This is a genomic window from Gilliamella sp. B2785 (genome assembly GCF_026537005.1).
GTDB lineage: Bacteria > Pseudomonadota > Gammaproteobacteria > Enterobacterales > Orbaceae > Gilliamella > Gilliamella apicola_E.
Map to the genome: position 1 here is coordinate 131,138 of NZ_JAFNNC010000004.1, position 16,628 is coordinate 147,765.

Annotated in this window: 19 protein-coding genes; 5 read left to right on the forward strand and 14 right to left on the reverse strand. The window is 35.2% G+C overall.

Features of this window, described 5'->3' with window-relative positions; genetic code table 11:
• Nucleotides 1-107: 107 nt before the first annotated feature.
• The 7 genes from fdx to iscR are packed head-to-tail and all read right to left on the reverse strand — an operon-like array spanning nucleotide 108 to nucleotide 5,324.
• Entirely contained in the window at nucleotides 108-446 is a 339-nt protein-coding gene (fdx, locus tag J3U24_RS06095; RefSeq protein ID WP_065562946.1) for an ISC system 2Fe-2S type ferredoxin, read from the reverse strand.
• A 14-nt stretch (nucleotides 447-460) separates the two neighbouring features.
• On the reverse strand, nucleotides 461-2,320 hold the full coding sequence (hscA, locus tag J3U24_RS06100; protein ID WP_267337334.1) for a Fe-S protein assembly chaperone HscA: 1,860 nt from the start codon (nucleotides 2,318-2,320) through the stop codon (nucleotides 461-463).
• Nucleotides 2,321-2,358: 38 nt separating this feature from the next.
• Nucleotides 2,359-2,877: a Fe-S protein assembly co-chaperone HscB gene (gene hscB, locus J3U24_RS06105; RefSeq protein WP_065562948.1), complete on the reverse strand. Its 519-nt coding sequence runs from the start codon at nucleotides 2,875-2,877 to the stop codon at nucleotides 2,359-2,361.
• A 14-nt stretch (nucleotides 2,878-2,891) separates the two neighbouring features.
• Nucleotides 2,892-3,215, reverse strand: coding sequence for an iron-sulfur cluster assembly protein IscA (iscA, locus tag J3U24_RS06110; protein ID WP_065562949.1), 324 nt, complete (start codon nucleotides 3,213-3,215; stop codon nucleotides 2,892-2,894).
• Nucleotides 3,215-3,601 carry a Fe-S cluster assembly scaffold IscU gene (gene iscU / locus J3U24_RS06115; RefSeq protein ID WP_065562950.1) on the reverse strand — a complete coding sequence of 129 codons (387 nt, stop codon included), beginning with the start codon at nucleotides 3,599-3,601 and terminating at the stop codon, nucleotides 3,215-3,217. Before iscU ends, iscA begins: the two co-directional genes overlap by 1 nt.
• 15 nt (nucleotides 3,602-3,616) lie before the next feature.
• Entirely contained in the window at nucleotides 3,617-4,831 is a 1,215-nt protein-coding gene (locus J3U24_RS06120; RefSeq protein ID WP_065734977.1) for an IscS subfamily cysteine desulfurase, read from the reverse strand.
• 37 nt (nucleotides 4,832-4,868) lie between these two features.
• Nucleotides 4,869-5,324 carry a Fe-S cluster assembly transcriptional regulator IscR gene (gene iscR / locus J3U24_RS06125; RefSeq protein WP_267330548.1) on the reverse strand — a complete coding sequence of 152 codons (456 nt, stop codon included), beginning with the start codon at nucleotides 5,322-5,324 and terminating at the stop codon, nucleotides 4,869-4,871.
• 163 nt (nucleotides 5,325-5,487) lie between these two features.
• On the opposite strand from iscR, the gene sltY reads away from it, so the two are divergent.
• The gene (sltY, locus tag J3U24_RS06130) at nucleotides 5,488-7,416 is read left to right on the forward strand and encodes a murein transglycosylase (protein WP_220225315.1); all 1,929 of its coding nucleotides are present in this window, start codon (nucleotides 5,488-5,490) and stop codon (nucleotides 7,414-7,416) included.
• An 11-nt stretch (nucleotides 7,417-7,427) separates the two neighbouring features.
• Nucleotides 7,428-7,718 (forward strand): trp operon repressor, encoded by a 291-nt coding sequence (gene trpR, locus J3U24_RS06135; protein WP_218058433.1) that lies wholly within the window; start codon nucleotides 7,428-7,430, stop codon nucleotides 7,716-7,718.
• Nucleotides 7,719-7,750: 32 nt separating this feature from the next.
• Here trpR and robA read toward each other — a convergent pair whose 3' ends face one another.
• The 3 genes from robA to J3U24_RS06150 all read right to left on the reverse strand — a co-directional run bounded on the left by robA (nucleotide 7,751) and on the right by J3U24_RS06150 (nucleotide 10,112).
• A complete protein-coding gene (robA, locus tag J3U24_RS06140) occupies nucleotides 7,751-8,674 on the reverse strand; it encodes an MDR efflux pump AcrAB transcriptional activator RobA (protein WP_065562955.1) in 924 nt (307 codons plus the stop codon).
• Nucleotides 8,675-8,759: 85 nt separating this feature from the next.
• Complete coding sequence (nfuA, locus tag J3U24_RS06145) at nucleotides 8,760-9,338, reverse strand: Fe-S biogenesis protein NfuA (protein WP_220226217.1); 579 nt, start codon at nucleotides 9,336-9,338, stop codon at nucleotides 8,760-8,762.
• Nucleotides 9,339-9,440: 102 nt separating this feature from the next.
• Nucleotides 9,441-10,112, reverse strand: a complete 672-nt coding sequence (locus J3U24_RS06150) for a phosphoribosyltransferase family protein (RefSeq protein WP_176713969.1) — start codon at nucleotides 10,110-10,112, stop codon at nucleotides 9,441-9,443.
• A 244-nt stretch (nucleotides 10,113-10,356) separates the two neighbouring features.
• Here J3U24_RS06150 and J3U24_RS06155 point away from each other — a divergent pair, with 244 nt between their 5' ends.
• Nucleotides 10,357-10,926, forward strand: coding sequence for a peptidylprolyl isomerase (locus J3U24_RS06155; protein WP_220225316.1), 570 nt, complete (start codon nucleotides 10,357-10,359; stop codon nucleotides 10,924-10,926).
• An 82-nt stretch (nucleotides 10,927-11,008) separates the two neighbouring features.
• On the opposite strand, the gene J3U24_RS06160 is transcribed toward J3U24_RS06155, so the two are convergent.
• The 3 genes from J3U24_RS06160 to pepB all read right to left on the reverse strand — a co-directional run bounded on the left by J3U24_RS06160 (nucleotide 11,009) and on the right by pepB (nucleotide 13,745).
• Nucleotides 11,009-11,602, reverse strand: a complete 594-nt coding sequence (locus tag J3U24_RS06160) for a tetratricopeptide repeat protein (RefSeq protein WP_267337332.1) — start codon at nucleotides 11,600-11,602, stop codon at nucleotides 11,009-11,011.
• A 210-nt stretch (nucleotides 11,603-11,812) separates the two neighbouring features.
• Complete coding sequence (locus tag J3U24_RS06165; RefSeq protein WP_065734983.1) at nucleotides 11,813-12,406, reverse strand: tetratricopeptide repeat protein; 594 nt, start codon at nucleotides 12,404-12,406, stop codon at nucleotides 11,813-11,815.
• A 58-nt stretch (nucleotides 12,407-12,464) separates the two neighbouring features.
• Entirely contained in the window at nucleotides 12,465-13,745 is a 1,281-nt protein-coding gene (gene pepB / locus J3U24_RS06170) for an aminopeptidase PepB (protein ID WP_267337331.1), read from the reverse strand.
• 101 nt (nucleotides 13,746-13,846) lie between these two features.
• Between pepB and J3U24_RS06175 the strand changes: the two genes are divergently transcribed.
• Entirely contained in the window at nucleotides 13,847-14,620 is a 774-nt protein-coding gene (locus J3U24_RS06175; RefSeq protein WP_065562961.1) for a tyrosine-protein phosphatase, read from the forward strand.
• Nucleotides 14,621-14,688: 68 nt separating this feature from the next.
• Here the strand turns inward: J3U24_RS06175 and J3U24_RS06180 are convergent, their stop codons facing one another.
• The gene (locus J3U24_RS06180) at nucleotides 14,689-15,306 is read right to left on the reverse strand and encodes a 4'-phosphopantetheinyl transferase family protein (RefSeq protein ID WP_065562962.1); all 618 of its coding nucleotides are present in this window, start codon (nucleotides 15,304-15,306) and stop codon (nucleotides 14,689-14,691) included.
• Between the two features lie 97 nt (nucleotides 15,307-15,403).
• Between J3U24_RS06180 and metC the strand changes: the two genes are divergently transcribed.
• Nucleotides 15,404-16,621, forward strand: coding sequence for a cystathionine beta-lyase (gene metC / locus J3U24_RS06185; RefSeq protein ID WP_065734987.1), 1,218 nt, complete (start codon nucleotides 15,404-15,406; stop codon nucleotides 16,619-16,621).
• The last annotated feature ends 7 nt before the right edge of the window (nucleotides 16,622-16,628 follow it).

A 16,628-nucleotide genomic window follows, 5' to 3' on the forward strand; every position in this document is an offset into this window, starting at 1 on the left:
TAAAAGCAAACAAATAAACTAGATTGATAAAATGTGATAACTATCACAATTAAAAAAGTTGAGGAGCGGGGTTTTTGAGGAAATCACGTCGCCATAAAGGCGACTAATTAATGATCTTCTTTAGCGTGATTTAGGCTATATCTTGGAATTTCGACTTCAAGATCTTCGTCGGTCACTCGAGCTTGACAACTTAAACGACTATGAGGCTCAACGCCCCAAGCTTTATCGAGCATGTCATCTTCTTGTTCATCACTCTCTTCAAGTGAATCAAATCCTTTTCGAACTATACAGTGGCAAGTTGAACAAGCACAAGACATCTCACAAGCATGTTCAATTTCAATGTCATTGCGCAAAGCAACTTCTAAAATAGATTCGCCTTCTTCTGCCTCAACAGTTTTTCCTTCAGGACAAAGATCAGCATTTGGTAAAAAGGTAATTTTTGGCATAATAATCTCATTGGTTAAATATCATCAACGCTATGCCCGGTTAAGGCATGGCGTATTGATCTATTCATGCGTTTTGCTGCAAAAGTTTGCGTTGCATTATCAACATGTTTAATTTCTTGCTCAATCAAATAATAATCATCAGATCCAGTCGCTTGCTGTAATTGATTTTTAGCCTGTAATATGAGGTTAAGTTCCTCTTCATCTAATAAATCGGCATCTTTATCTAAAGCACTTTGCAATGTTTCAAGAACTCGTGCTGCTTCCACTTTCTGCTCTGCAAGCATTCTTATTTGTTTATCTTGATTTGCATAATTGATTGAATCTTGAATCATGGTCGCAATTTCATTTTCTGTCAGTCCATAAGATGGTTTAACTTGAATTGCTGCCTCAACTCCTGTCGATTTTTCCATTGCAGTGACACTTAATAGGCCATCAGCGTCAACTTGAAAGGTAACTCGAATATGAGCTCCACCTGCTGGCATAGGAGGAATGCCCCTTAAAGTAAATTTTGCTAATGATCGACAATCATTAACACTTTCTCGTTCACCTTGTAAAACATGAATCATCATAGCCGTTTGGCCATCTTTAAATGTGGTAAATTCTTGTGCTCTCGCACACGGTATTGTGCTATTACGAGGGATGATTTTTTCCACTAAATCGCCCATCGTTTCAATGCCTAATGATAAAGGAATCACGTCAAGCAATAACATATCCGAATCAGGCTTATTGCCAACCAGTATATCCGCCTGTATTGCTGCACCAATGGCAACAACTTTATCTGGATCTATTGAAGTTAAAGGTTCGGTTTCAAAATAATGACCAACCAATTGTCTTACTAATGGCACTCGTGTTGAACCACCGACCATCACAACTTCACTAACTTCTTCAACATTAATTTGAGCATCTTTTAATGCTCGACGACAAACCGCCAACGTTCGTTTGACTAAAGGTTCAATTAGCGTTTTAAATTGCTCACGCGTTATAGTTAAAGATTGACCTTCTATGTTGACTAAAACAGAATCTTTCTGGCTTAGTGCAATTTTGACTTTAACCGCTTCATCAATAATTTTTTGGTTGATATGGGGATCAGTGTTATTTTCTAGACCGACTTGTCTTTTTAAATAATCTGCAAGTAGTCGGTCAAAATCATCACCGCCAAGCGCAGAATCGCCCCCCGTTGCTAAAACTTCAAATACCCCTTTATGTAAGCGCAAGATAGAAATATCAAACGTACCACCACCTAAATCATAAACAGCAATCACCCCTTCTTTGCCTGAATCTAAACCATAAGCAATCGCGGCAGCGGTTGGTTCATTCAATAATCTTAAAACATGCAGTCCAGCTAATTTAGCTGCATCTTTAGTTGCTTGTCTTTGCGCATCATCAAAATAAGCCGGTACGGTTATTACCGCCCCATCAATTTCACTTGCTAAACTCTGCTTAGCACGTTCAGCTAAAGCAATCAAAATTTCAGATGAAACTTGTACGGGATTAACTTGTTGATTAGGTAAATTTAATAAAGGAACACCATTATCAGTTTGGGAAAACGTATAAGGAAAACGCGAAATATCAATATCAGATAAGCTTCTTCCCATTAAACGTTTTATAGAACTAACAGTATTTAATGGATCACTTGCCGCATTAGTTTTAGCATTTTTTCCGACAGTTATAATAGTATTATCATCATGATCAACACCATAATGCACAACTGAAGGCAATAAGGCATCGCCTTCTAAATCAGGCAATACTTCGGATTGCCCGCTACGAACTGTTGCGACTAAGGAATTAGTTGTTCCAAGATCGATACCAATTGCTACACGACGCTGGTGAGGTTCTGGTGTTTGCCCTGGTTCACTAATCTGTAATAATACCATTTGATCTATCTCTAATTGATGTGTGACTTAATCTTAAATTATAAAGCAAATTGCTTTTCTTGTAACTTTTCGATTTGTTCAATCAACCTAGCCAGATAACGGATTTTATAGATTTGATTAAGTGCGGTTTGCCAATCTTGTTTCGAAATATAATCCAATAATTGCTGATAGACTTGTTTTTTTCGTTCTGAAATTTCCGAATAAAAATTATCTAAAAGATCAAGATTATTTTGGCTTTCAATATCATCCAATTTTTCTCGCAAACTGAATTGTTCCATTAAAAAATCAGCATCGTGAATAATATTCTGTTCTGTAGCAACATCAAATCCCTGCAAAGATAACAAATATTCAGCCGCTTTTATCGGATTTTTTAATGTTTGATAGCCATCATTAATCATTGCCGACTTCTGAATAATTGCCACTTTTTCATTATCAGCTACCTGAGCGAAATTATCAGGATGATATTGCCGTTGTAACTGTTGATAGTTGACCGTTAACTGGCCATTATCAATTGGCAATTTAATCGGTAATTGAAATAATTCAAAATAATTAGTCAAAATTCATGTCCCAACTAAACATTAAAGCTTTCGCCACAACCGCATTCATTCTTAGAATTAGGATTATTGAATTTAAAGCCTTCGTTTAGGCCTTCTTTGACAAAATCAAGCTCTGTTCCATCAATATAAACTAAGCTCTTTTTATCAACGATAACTTTGATATCTTTATCTTCAAATACACTATCATCGTCATTAATAGCATCAGCAAATTCTAGGACATAAGCCATACCTGAGCAACCAGAGGTCCTCACTCCTAATCTGAGTCCAACCCCTTTACCTCTATTAGCTAAGAAAGCTTGAACTCGATTGGCTGCACTATTAGTTAATGTGATTGCCATCAACGTTGTCCTTTTTTGGATTTATAATCATCAATTGCCGCTTTAATTGCGTCTTCGGCTAAAATTGAACAGTGAATTTTAACCGGTGGCAAGGCAAGTTCTTTAGCGATATCTGTGTTTTTAATCGCTTCAGCTTCATCTAACGATTTACCTTTGATCCATTCAGTCACTAATGAACTTGAAGCAATGGCGCTACCACAACCATAAGTTTTGAATTTAGCATCTTCAATAATACCATCATCATTAACTTTGATTTGTAATCGCATTACATCGCCACACGCTGGGGCGCCAACCATTCCACTACCAACATTAGGATCATTTTGATCGAAAGAGCCAACATTGCGGGGATTTTCATAATGATCGACGACTTTATCACTGTATGCCATAATTTGCTCCTAATTTTAATGGGCTGACCACTTAATTTTTGTTAGATCAACACCATCTTTAAACATTTCCCAAAGTGGAGAAAGATCCCTTAATTTACCGATAGAATCTTTAATTAACTTAATAACATAATCCACTTCTTCTTCGGTACTAAATCGCCCAAGTGAGAATCGAATTGAGCTATGTGCAAGTTCATCGTTAAGTCCTAATGCTCGCAATACATAAGATGGTTCTAAACTTGCAGATGTACATGCAGAACCTGATGATACTGCTAAGTCTTTTAAAGCCATCATAAGTGATTCACCTTCAATATAAGCAAAGCTTACATTTAAGATATTAGGAACACTATGTTCTAATGAACCATTAAGGTAGACTTCTTCGATATCTTTTAAACCATTCCATAAACGGTTTTTTAATGCCAAAAGGCGAGGCATTTCTGTAGCCATTTCTTCTTTGGCTATGCGATAAGCTTCGCCCATACCAACAATTTGATGAACTGGTAATGTACCAGAGCGCATACCGCGTTCATGACCTCCACCATGCATTTGAGCTTCAATGCGCACACGAGGTTTACGTCTAACATAAAGTCCACCAATCCCTTTTGGTCCATAGATTTTATGTCCAGAAAATGACATAAGATCGACTTTTAATTTAGACAGATCAATTGGCAACTTACCAACACTTTGGGTTGCATCAACATGAAATACAATACCTCTTTCACGACACATCTCACCAATTTTTTCGATATCTTGAATAACGCCAGTTTCATTATTAACGTGCATAATAGATACCACTGTTGTATCACTACGCATTGCCGCAGCTAATTTATCAAGGTTAAGTATACCATCTGATTCTGGCGCTAAATAAGTAACTTCATAACCTTCTCGTTCTAATTGACGACAAGTATCAAGTACGGCTTTATGTTCAGTTTTACAGGTAATAATGTGTTTACCTTTAGCTTGATTGAAATGTGCTGCACCTTTAATGGCTAAGTTATCTGCTTCTGTCGCTCCTGATGTAAAAACAATTTCTCGTGAATCTGCACCAATTAAATCAGCAATTTGGTTACGCGCTATGTCAACAGCTTCTTCTGCTTGCCAACCAAATTTATGAGAACGTGAAGCGGGATTTCCAAAAACACCATCCGGTGTTAAATACTGCATCATTTTTTCAGCTACTCTTGGATCAACAGGCGTAGTGGCTGCATAATCCATATAAATAGGTAATTTCATTAATTACTCCCAATTACAAATTCTGTATTCTATTTCTTTAATTAATTCTGGCGTGATGGAGATGACTTTGTCGATTTGCGACAGCTCTTACTTCCTGATTATTCACTAGTTCGCTTAACGTGATGCTGGTCAAAAAATCGTTTATTCGTTCACTTAAATCATTCCATAAACTATGAGTAAGGCATCTTACACCTTTTTGACATCCAGTATGCCCATGGCATCTGGTTGCATGAACAGTTTCGTCTACTGCTTTAACAATCGAACTAATCGCAATTTGATCCATACTACGGCCAAGTACATAACCTCCGCCAGGACCTCTTACACTTGAGACTAGACCATTTTTACGCAACCTAGAAAAAAGTTGTTCTAAATAAGATAGTGAAATTTCCTGACGTTCTGAAATATCAGCAAGTGATACAGGGCCGGAACCAGAATGCAGCGCTACATCTAACATAGCTGTAACCGCATAACGCCCTTTTGATGTCAATTTCATTAATCATTCCTCTATATTTAATAATAAATATTTTATATATCCTTTAATTTTAGTCAAGTATTTAGTTGACTATTTTAGTGGGAATTAAGTTATCAGTTCATCATCGACGAAATATAACCAAATATGCTAATCTAATAGGCTGATTTGATACTGGAGTTAAGGAATGAATTTAGTAATACGTTGGTGTTTAATATCAAGCACTTTATTGGCAAACAGTCTATTTGTAGAAGCATCACAACATGAGTTGCGCCAAAATTATCAAAGATGGCAAAACACCTATCAATCATTAAACTATGATGAGCAACAAGCATTACTAAAACAATTAAATAATTACTCACTTTATCCTTATGCGGCTGTGCAGTTTTTTCAAAAAAATATCAAAACGGTACCACCACAACTCGTCAGTAGTTTTGTAAAAAAATATGATGACTTTCCATTAACTTCATCATTAACGCAAGCTTATTTGAATGAACTATCAAATCGCAAAGATTGGAATGCCATAGTCTCTTTTCCTAAAGACAATTCAATTAGCTCTAATTGTCGATATCAATATGCAAAATTACAAAAGAATAATGACAAATCGGTTTTAGATAGTGTCGAATCGCTATGGTTAACGGGGAAAGAATTACCTTCAGCGTGTGATCCATTGTTGGATGCATGGTCAAAAAGTGGAAAACGTACATCAAATCTTATTTTATCTCGTATTGAGCTTGCGTTTGAAAGCAATAATTTAAAACTCGCTCGTCATTTAACCAACTTATTAGATGACAATAATCAAACAAATTATTTATTGGCCGTGCTTGATAATCCAAGAAAACTTGACGAATTTTCCAAAAACATTAAAACCAGCACATTTACCAAAAAAATAGTCTTAGCATCTTACCCTCGTTTGGTCAAAGCCGATAAAAATCTTGCGGCAGCATTATTACCACAACTGATAAAAAAACAGAATCTAACTGATGAGGAACAAAACAGATTACAAAGTAGCTTAGCAAATAGCTATTTTAGTGATTCAGTAACAACAGAACAGAGCAAATGGCGAGATAATTACCTAACTAAAAGCCATGATACTGCATTAGTTGAAAAACGTATTCGCATGGCTATTGATGCAAATAACTACAAAGATATTGCTCATTGGATAAAACAATTAAAGCCAGAAGACCAATTAAAAGAAGAATGGCAATACTGGCAAGCCAGAGTATTACTTAAAAATAAGAAAACCAATGAAGCCAAAAATATTTTAAAAACATTGAGCAACAACCGAGGTTTTTATGGAATGATCAGTGCTCAAGCACTTAATCAACCATATATAATCAACAATTTATCTAAAAAACTGCCAACAACAGAAGTAAATTCTTTGAAAGCCAAATATGATCAAAAACCATTTGCCATTCGAATCAAAGAGCTAAGGTTTTTAGGTATGCTAGCGGAATCAAAACAAGAATGGCGTTATATACTTAAAGCAAAAGAAAATGAATATCTCGATTTAGCTCAATATGCTTACCATAAGGGCTGGGGAGATCTTAGTATTCAAGCAACAATATCTGGAAAATTATGGGATAATTGGACAGAACGATTACCTATCATGTACAAAAAGCTATATAATGAAGCTTTAAAAGATAAAGCTATTCCGCTATCTTATGCTTTAGCCATCACGCGTCAAGAAAGTGCTTTTGATGCAGCAATACAGTCTCCTGTCGGAGCAAGTGGCTTAATGCAATTAATGCCAGCAACAGCAAAAGAAACGGCCAAAAAAGTCACCAACATTAGCTATAATTCACCAAACCAATTATTTGAGCCTATGACTAATGTACAATTAGGCACTTATTTTCTAAACAGCGTTTATTTACAAAATGATAATAACCGTATTTTATCTTCAGCAGCCTATAATGCAGGTCCAAGCCGAGTAAAAAAATGGTTGAATAATAGCAACGGAAAGCTTGATGCAGTCGAATTTATTGAAAGTATTCCTTTCAATGAAACACGAAATTATGTCAAAAGTGTATTAGTATATGATTATATTTATCAGCACATTTTAGGGGAACAAACCCCACATATACTGACAAAAAAAGAATTTAATAGACAATACTAATGGTGCATTACATGAAAACTAAAGAATGGAACCAAACGGTTGAAATATTACACCAAGCATTTAATAACGGTTATTCATTAGATATTTTAAAACTACTGATGACATCTGATGAACGTGATGCTTTAATTACACGAGTCAAAATTGTACGCTCATTACTTGATGGATCAATTAATCAGCGCCAGCTTAAAGATCAATTGAAAATCGGTATTGCAACAGTCACCAGAGGTTCAAACAGTTTAAAAGAAGCAACACCTGAATTTAAAGCATGGCTAGAAAAGATTTTATTGAACTCTAATGACTAAAAACTATCGTCAATATTCATGACGATAGCATGTTATAACGATAGGTTTGATTGAATATTGACTTCTTCATCCGCCACAACAGGGACACAATAATCACATTCCATGCTAAGGATATCTTCAAAACATTTTACAGAATCATCATGGTGATTATGATGGATTTCAATTAAACAGCTTGAACTACGCAATCGCACTTTTAAGGCTGGCATCGCCGCTAAATGGACTTGAGAAATAAAATCACTAAAATTTTCTGGTGGACCGATATATTTAAAACAAAGATATAAACCACCTTCACTAACAAAAGGCTCAATATGCTCCAAATTGTTATTGTGATCTAAAGCAATGGTATATAAAAGTTCTTGTTCATTAGCATTATCTTTACTTTTTAAAATACGACTAAAAGCAAAGATTTTGTCGGGTAAACATTCACTCTTGTTCTCATAATGAGACAGATAATTATGAAAAAACTGCGATCTTAATTTATTTTCTTCATCTAAAATTTGGCTCAAATTACAGTTATTCTTATATGAAATTCCCCAAAATGTTTGCTTTGGCATATTAACGAATTTAGGTTCAGGTAAAGAGAGTCGATTTTTATTTAATTCAATGGCCGGGGTTAAGCCAGTTGGATCCCAAAATTCACCTCGTCGATAGCTGGCTGGTGTTTCATTAAATTGTTTTTTAAAAGATCGGGTAAAAGTTTGTTGTGAATCAAAACGATATTGCATAGCAATATCTAAAATAGGTTTGCTTGTCATTCGCAAAGATAATGCCGCATAAGTTAATCTGCGGTGACGAATATAAGTACCGAGCACTTGACCGGTTACTTCTTTAAACATCCGTTGTAAATGCCACTTTGAATAACCTGATTTTTGGGCAACATTATCAATAGATAAGGGCTGCTCCAAATTTTTTTCAATCCAAACGATAAGATCTGAAATAATACTAACTTGATTCATAAAACCCCATCATAAAGTGAATTGGCAGACATCATGCGATTATGACTTAATCCCAGCAATAAGCAAGATTTAAATCGAAAAATTTTTAACAATAAGAATGGCTTCCCGCTTGATGTTCAGTAATATCTTTAACGCCTGCTAATTCAGGGAATTCCGCAAGCAATTGCTTCTCAATACCCTCTTTTAAAGTAAAATCAACCATTGAACAACCATTACAACCACCACCAAATTGCAATATAGCATAATTATCTTCAGTCAATTCCACTAAGCTAACATGGCCACCATGACTAGCTAATTGAGGATTAACCTGAGATTGAATAACATAATTAACGCGCTCAATTAATGGAGCATCATCCGCAACCTTTTTCATTTTTGAATTTGGCGCTTTTAAAGTTAACTGTGAACCTAATTCATCTGTCACATAATCAATCACGGTTTCTTCTAAAAAAGGTGCACTAATTTCATCGATATAAACAGAAAAACCTGCTTGTTGTTCTTCTTCGATATCACCATCTTCAACAGTATCTGCCGGACAATAGGAAACCCCACATTCAGCAGATGGCGTGCCAGGATTAATAACAAAAACCCGAATTTGAGTACCATCAGGCTGATTAGCAAGCAATTTTTTAAAATGTTGTTGAGCTGATTCAGAAATGGTAATAATAGACATAATCCCTCACTTTGACACGATTGACATTGATAATCCTCAACATCATCGATAATAGTTGACTTACTCTCTTGGTTATTATAGGGGGTGTTTTGGATTTTACAAGACGGTCCGACACAAACAAACTACCTGCACATAAGCGGCACCACTCTCTTTTAATTGCTGGCTAATAACATTTATCGTATTACCGGTAGTAACAATATCATCAATAAGCATTACCGATTGATTGGTTAAATCAGAGTGACATCGAAAAAGTGTTTCTACATTACTCATTCTTTGCTTAAGCGATAGGTTCTTCTGATCGCGAGCTGCAAATTTTCGCGACAATAGGTAAGGCTTAAATTCTCGATTTAACCATCTAGCTATTGGCTTAGCCAATAATGCCGCTTGATTAAAACCTCTAGACCAATAACGAAAATGGTGTAAAGGGACACAAGTCACAATGTCAGGTTTAGCAAGACCATCACTTAATCGACGTTGATACCAGGCTAAAAACATTAACCTAGCTAATGCGTTGGTTAATTCGATTTTATTATGAAATTTTAAATGTTGAATTAATTTTTTTAATGGATCGATATAGCCTGTTACAGCCACCATTTCATCCCAATAAGGTCTTTTCTCTCGGCATCGATAACATTCATTTGTTGATAATGAGTGAGGAAGGCAGCATTGATGACAAACTTTATTAAGCTTCGGTAAGTTTTCTATACATTGACTGCAAATTCCATGGTGAGATAGCACCAAAGGCATATTACATAAAATACATCGCATCATCATTCAGAAAAAAGTTGAGGAACGGGGTTTTTGAGCTAATTAATGGATTAAAAATAGTCATAAAGAAGAATATCAATTTAATAATATTCTGGATTATAGTGAATATAAGTCATTTTTTACTGGTTTAGAAAAATATTGCGATTTACCACACAAAATTTTAATTGATTTTGCATATTTATGATTTCAATTAAACCAATATTAGGTATAATTTGCCGGCAATATAATAATAAGGATTCATAAAATGAAAAAAATCAAAGTGTTATTTATAGGAATATTATTAACCCTCTTTTCAACCATTACTTTGGCTGATACTAAAGTATTAATTCAAACCAGCATGGGCGATATTGAAGTTGAGTTAGATAGCGAACATGCTCCAATCACTACGAAAAACTTTCTTGATTATGCTAATAGTGGTTATTACGAAAATCTAACATTCCATCGTGTCATTCCTGGATTTATGATTCAAGGTGGTGGTGCTGATGATCAATTAAAATTTAAAGAAACTAAACAACCCATCAAAAATGAAGCTAATAATGGCTTAAAAAATGATCGTGGAACTATCGCAATGGCAAGAACCAATGCTGTAGATAGCGCAACTAGCCAATTCTTCATTAATGTTGTGAATAACGATTTCCTCAACTACCAAGGACCAGAAAAATATGGCTATGCTGTTTTTGGAAAAGTCACCAAAGGAATGGATATTGTTGATAAAATTGTGAATGTACCAACTAAACGTATGGGACCACATCAAAATGTGCCTGTTGAGCCAGTTTATATTAAAAAAGTTACAGTTGTTGAAGATAAACAATAAGTTTATTTAAAACCAATAAATATTTCATGCAAACCATCTTAATGATTTAAGGTGGTTTTTCTCAAATCATCAAATAATAGTATTATTTTTCTAATTCGTCACAAGCCTTTTGAAAAGCTTGATCACAAGACTGCTTGAAATACTCTTTAGCTAACGATCTATTTTGCTCCACTCCGTTACCATTATAGTACATGATGGCGACATTGTACTGTGAAAAAGTATTACCTTGTGCAGCCGCTTTTTCAAACCAGAAAAATGCCTTTTGTTTATCCGCTTCGGTTCCTTCACCATTAAAATACATAGCTGCTAAATTGTTTTGAGCATTTAAGTAACCTTGTTCTGCAGCTTTAGTGTACCAAAAAAGAGTTTTCTGTTTATCCTGCTCAATTCCATCGCCTTGATAATACATCTGCGCTAAATTGAATTGGGCTTCAAGGTGACCTAGTTCTGCCGCTTTAGTATACCAATAAGCTGCTTTTTGTTTATCTTGCCCAACGCCTTTACCCTCATCATATACAAGTGCTAAATTGAATTGAGCATTAGGGTTATTTTGTTCTGCTTCTTGATGACATTGAGCGAAAAACTTTTCAAAATTTATTTTATGAAAATTTAGTTCGCACTGGCTAGCGTGAACGGCGGGAAAAAATAATAATATAATCCATAATATTTTTTTCATGGCTTTCCTTATTTCACTATAATCAACAATAGCTTAATTAGAAATTTAGTACCTATAAAATTATTGATAAATATTATAAATAATTCTTAAATTCACCTTTAATTATCAAGATTAAAGATAATCAAACGCTTTTCAATTAATTGAAATAAATGCTTTTGTGTAAAACTATCTTCATATTGAAGATAGTTTTTCTAATTTATTTAATTATTTCTACAAAGTATTATCACAAGCAATTTGTAGCCCCAATGAACAAGCTTGTTTTAGATACTTTTTGGCTAAAGCTTTATCTTTTTCAACACCTTCGCCCTCATAGTACATAACAGCTAAATTATTCATTGATTCAGCTTTGCCCTGATCTGCTGCTTTTTTATACCAAAATGCTGCCTTTTTTTTGTCTTGAGCTATACCATCACCTTCATCATACATAATAGCTAAATTATGCTGAGCATCGGCATCACCTTGTTCTGCCGATTTTGTATACCACAATACAGCTTTTTCTTTATCTTGCTCTACACCCTCGCCATCATCATACAGAACCGCTAAATTAAATTGCGCATCAGAGTCACCTTGTTCAGCACTTTTAGAGTACCAATTAAAAGCTTTTTGTTTATCTTCTTCAGTACCTTCGCCTTTATCATACATAACCCCTAAATAAAACTGTGCAACAGAATCACCATTCGGTGCTTCTTTTGTACATGCCTCAAAAGCTTTTTCAAAATTTTCTTTTTCAAATTCTGTTTTACAATCACTTGCATAGACAGAAACTGAAAATAAAAGGGGTATCAGTGTTAATAACTTTTTCATACTATTCCTCATTCCTTATATATTTATAAATAATTTAGCGATTCAATTTTATTACAATTTAATACAATTTGCTTAATAAATTAGCAAGTGTTCTTATACCAATACCTGTTGCACCTGTTGCCCATAATGCGGTTGCGCTTTTACGAAAGGTTGCTGAACAGTCAATGTGGAGCCAATTTTTTTTATAATTTTTAATAAAATAGGATAAAAATGCCGCTGCTGTACTTGCACCAGCGGTGTTCGGTAATCCAGAATTTGCCATATCTGCAAACGAAGATGGGAATTGGGCTCGATGAAAATCAGCTAATGGTAATCGCCAAAAGGCTTCATGTTCAGCTTGACTACTTGCTAATAACTGATTAGCAAATTTGTCATCAAATGAAAGTAATGATTGATAATCATTACCTACAGCAATCTTTGCTGCCCCAGTAAGGGTTGCACAATCAATGATATAATTGGGGTTATCATTATCAGCACTAATTAATCCATCAGCCAAAACCAAACGCCCTTCGGCATCGGTATTATCAACTTCCACTGTTTTACCATTACGATAACGAATGATATCGCCAAGTTTGAAAGCATTACCACTTACCAAATTATCTGCACAGCATAAATAAAGTTTGATACGGTGTTTAACTCCACGTGCAATCGCAAGGGCTAGAGCCCCTGTCACCAATGCAGCCCCCCCCATATCCGATCGCATTGATTCCATAAAACTGCTTGGTTTTAAGCTATATCCACCTGAATCAAAAGTAATTCCTTTGCCAACTAAGCAAGCAATGATGGGTGCTTTAGGATTTTTAGTAGGATTATAATCAAGCTCAAGCAAGGCAGCCGGTCGTTGAGACCCTTTGCCAACTGTGTAAATCCCCATATAATCTTGCTCTTTTAATGCTTCACCTGAAATAATGTTATAAGTTACATCAGAGGAATAATGGCTAATTAAGTTTGCACTTTGCGTTGCCAGTTCGAAAGGGCTTAATGTTTCCGCTTGTTGATTAACAATGTCTCGACACCAATCAATAATGGCTAAGCGATTTTTTAGTTCTTGTTTATCTTTATTACTTAACTTTGGCCAACTGATTTTATTATTATTCTTGGCATTACGATAACCCATCCAAAAATGCCAACATGACTCTAAATCCCAATTGTCACCACTCAATTTAACCGATCTAATACCTTGATTATCTAGTTTTCGTGCAGCTCGTTGAATAGCACCATGCCGATGCTCAGGTCGATAATGAATAATAACAGCATCTTCTGAAAAACTGAGTAATGCATCTTTACCCCACTTTGATGGAGCAGGTTTTTCCGAAAGTAATATAGATAACATCGACATAATAAATTCCTCAAGCAATAATAATGCGAAAACAATGAATCAATTCTAATCAGAAACATGCTAATATAGCAAGCAAAGTTAAGCATAAATAAGGACCTATAATGACATCAGTTGTACCGATCAAAAATGGAATCAATTTTCGTGACTTAGGTGGAATTAAGACTAGTGATGGTCGCAAAATTCGAACTGGAATGTTGTATCGTTCAGGTGAGTTTTCACGCCTAAGTGATGATGAAAAAGATTTTTTATCTGATGAGCTTAATTTACATTATGTCTTAGATTATCGCGATCAACATGAAATCGATCGTCATCCAGATAATCTTTGGAACAATAGCCAATATATTAATATCCCAGCCAATCCATTAAGTGATGAATTTACGGCAAGCTTAACGAGTGAACAAGGTAAGGATATTTTTGTGTTAAAAAAATACTCACCGTTTGATTTTATGGTTAAGCTTTATCAATTGTTACCTTTTAATAATCTTGCGTATAAAAAGTTAACATCACTATTACTTAATGCTAACGGAAGACCTTTAGTCCAACACTGTGCTGTAGGTAAAGATAGAACTGGTATCGGTGTCGCTTTAACCTTATTTGCATTAGGTGTGAGTGAAGAAATTGTTATGAAAGATTATTTGCTTACCGAACGCTATTTAAACGACTATCGTGAAGCCGTACTTAGCGAAAATAAAAGTAAATTATCGCCAGAAGAACTTGAAAAACATAAGATCATCTTTGCGGCTAAAAAAGAGTTTTTAACCGCAGCTATTGATGAAATAAAAAAACGTTATGACACTATCGATAATTGGTTAGCAAAAGAATATCAATTGGACGATAAAAACAGAAAAATTCTTCAAGATATTTATCTGATTTAAATTAGCTTAATGTTTGGACAGCCACCTTACGTTTATCAAAAAGCTGTCAGTAACTAATTGCTAATGCATTAAGATTGTAAGACAAAATTTGTGATAGGTTTATCATGATTTACAGCAAGATGAACTGGTGCCTGTTGTTGATAATGATAATAAAAATGCTGACCAAACGGCGCGCTAATTAATTGGTTTTCAATATCTACTTTTACCAATTTCATTTGCCAAACCCCTTTGGCATATAATTTAAGCGCCGATTCTTTTAATGTCCAAAGTTGCCAAAAGGCGTTTAAAGTATTACTTTGCGCTAACATCCACTGATATTCATCATTAGCAAAAAAACTTTTGGCAACATTCAGATAATTTTGACGTTGTCGAGAAACTTCAATATCGAGCCCAACTTTACCATTAAGCGAAATTGCAACGGCTACCCAATCTTGGCTATGGCTGATATTAAAATCAGGAAGATGACTATCTAAAAAGCCTGGGCGATTATTGTCGGCAATTATCATCCTCGGCAAAGTATCAATATGGCAATATTGTTTAAGCAAACTCGCTAATATTGAACGGCAAGCTAAAAACTGTTTTTTACGTGTTCCATTTAACGATTCCGCATCATTAATAACTTGTGGTGATAACAGAGAATAATTTAATTCCACCGAATCTAAATGGGCAAGTTTGACAATTACCATGTGTGTAAGCCAGTTTAAACAAAAATTATTTTTTACTATTTTAACAGCATGCTATGCTAACTGTTATCGAAATTTATCAGATCACTAAGGATGCATCATGTCATTACAAACAAAATTAGTTCATGCTGGTCGAAAAAAACGCTATACCCAAGGTGCAGTCAATTCCGTTATTCAGCGAGCTTCATCGCTAGTTTTTGATTCAATCAAAGCCAAAAAAGAAGCAATGGAAAATCGGACTAAAGGGGCTCTATTTTACGGTCGTCGTGGCACTTTAACTCATTTTGCTTTGCAAGATGCCATGGTAGAAATAGAGGGAGGAGCAGGCTGTTACCTATATCCTTGTGGAGCAGCAGCAATTGCAAATGCCATTTTAGCTTTTGTAAAAGCAGGAGATCATATTCTGGTATCAGAAGCCAGTTACGAACCAACCCAAGAATTTTGCGAGCATATACTTAAAGATTTTGGAGTGGAAACCGATTATTTCCCGCCACTCATTGGTCGATATATTACTAAATATATAAAACCGAATACTAAAGTGGTATTTCTTGAATCACCAAGCTCAATTACCATGGAACTGCATGATGTGCCTGCAATTGTTAAAGCAATCCGCAGCGTAAATCCAGAAATTGTGATTATGATGGATAATACATGGGGAGCAGGTGTTTTATTTAAAGCATTAGAGCACGATGTTGATATCTCAATTCAAGCCGGTACAAAGTATTTAATTGGTCACTCAGATGCCATGCTAGGAACGGCTGTTGCTAATCAACGCTGTTGGGATAAATTACGTGAACGTTCTTATTTGATGGGGCAAATGTGTGATGCAGATACCGCTTATATGGCAGCACGAGGATTGCGAACTTTAGCCGTTAGATTAAAACAACATCATGAAAGCAGTATAAAAGTGGCAAATTGGTTAGCTAATCACCCCAAAGTGGCAACCGTTAATCATCCAGCACTCGAAAGTTGTAAAGGACATGAGTTTTTTAAACGTGATTTTAGTGGCGCTAGTGGTCTATTTTCCTTTGTACTTAACGATCATTTAAGCGAAGTGCAATTATCTGATTTCTTAGATAATATGACTCACTTTTCAATGGCATATTCATGGGGTGGATTCGAATCACTGATATTGGCCAACCAACCCGAAGATCTGGCAAAAATACGACCAATATCCGGCATTGATTTCACGGGTACGTTAATCCGATTACATATCGGTCTTGAAGATCCTGATGATTTAATTGCCGATTTGGCTGCTGGTTTGGATAGAATCAAACTACATAAAAACAAGGTTAATGCATTACAAAGTTTAGTATAAATGGATA

Excerpts from the sequence above, each read along its gene's own strand:
- fdx (WP_065562946.1), bottom strand. The coding sequence starts at position 446 with ATGCCAAAAATTACCTTTTTACCAAATGCTGATCTTTGTCCTGAAGGA.
- hscA (WP_267337334.1), bottom strand. The coding sequence starts at position 2,320 with ATGGTATTATTACAGATTAGTGAACCAGGGCAAACACCAGAACCTCAC.
- iscA (WP_065562949.1), bottom strand. The coding sequence starts at position 3,215 with ATGGCAATCACATTAACTAATAGTGCAGCCAATCGAGTTCAAGCTTTC.
- iscU (WP_065562950.1), bottom strand. The coding sequence starts at position 3,601 with ATGGCATACAGTGATAAAGTCGTCGATCATTATGAAAATCCCCGCAAT.
- J3U24_RS06120 (WP_065734977.1), bottom strand. The coding sequence starts at position 4,831 with ATGAAATTACCTATTTATATGGATTATGCAGCCACTACGCCTGTTGAT.
- iscR (WP_267330548.1), bottom strand. The coding sequence starts at position 5,324 with ATGAAATTGACATCAAAAGGGCGTTATGCGGTTACAGCTATGTTAGAT.
- sltY (WP_220225315.1), top strand. The coding sequence starts at position 5,488 with ATGAATTTAGTAATACGTTGGTGTTTAATATCAAGCACTTTATTGGCA.
- trpR (WP_218058433.1), top strand. The coding sequence starts at position 7,428 with ATGAAAACTAAAGAATGGAACCAAACGGTTGAAATATTACACCAAGCA.
- robA (WP_065562955.1), bottom strand. The coding sequence starts at position 8,674 with ATGAATCAAGTTAGTATTATTTCAGATCTTATCGTTTGGATTGAAAAA.
- J3U24_RS06150 (WP_176713969.1), bottom strand. The coding sequence starts at position 10,112 with ATGCGATGTATTTTATGTAATATGCCTTTGGTGCTATCTCACCATGGA.
- J3U24_RS06155 (WP_220225316.1), top strand. The coding sequence starts at position 10,357 with ATGAAAAAAATCAAAGTGTTATTTATAGGAATATTATTAACCCTCTTT.
- J3U24_RS06160 (WP_267337332.1), bottom strand. The coding sequence starts at position 11,602 with ATGAAAAAAATATTATGGATTATATTATTATTTTTTCCCGCCGTTCAC.
- J3U24_RS06165 (WP_065734983.1), bottom strand. The coding sequence starts at position 12,406 with ATGAAAAAGTTATTAACACTGATACCCCTTTTATTTTCAGTTTCTGTC.
- pepB (WP_267337331.1), bottom strand. The coding sequence starts at position 13,745 with ATGTCGATGTTATCTATATTACTTTCGGAAAAACCTGCTCCATCAAAG.
- J3U24_RS06175 (WP_065562961.1), top strand. The coding sequence starts at position 13,847 with ATGACATCAGTTGTACCGATCAAAAATGGAATCAATTTTCGTGACTTA.
- J3U24_RS06180 (WP_065562962.1), bottom strand. The coding sequence starts at position 15,306 with ATGGTAATTGTCAAACTTGCCCATTTAGATTCGGTGGAATTAAATTAT.
- metC (WP_065734987.1), top strand. The coding sequence starts at position 15,404 with ATGTCATTACAAACAAAATTAGTTCATGCTGGTCGAAAAAAACGCTAT.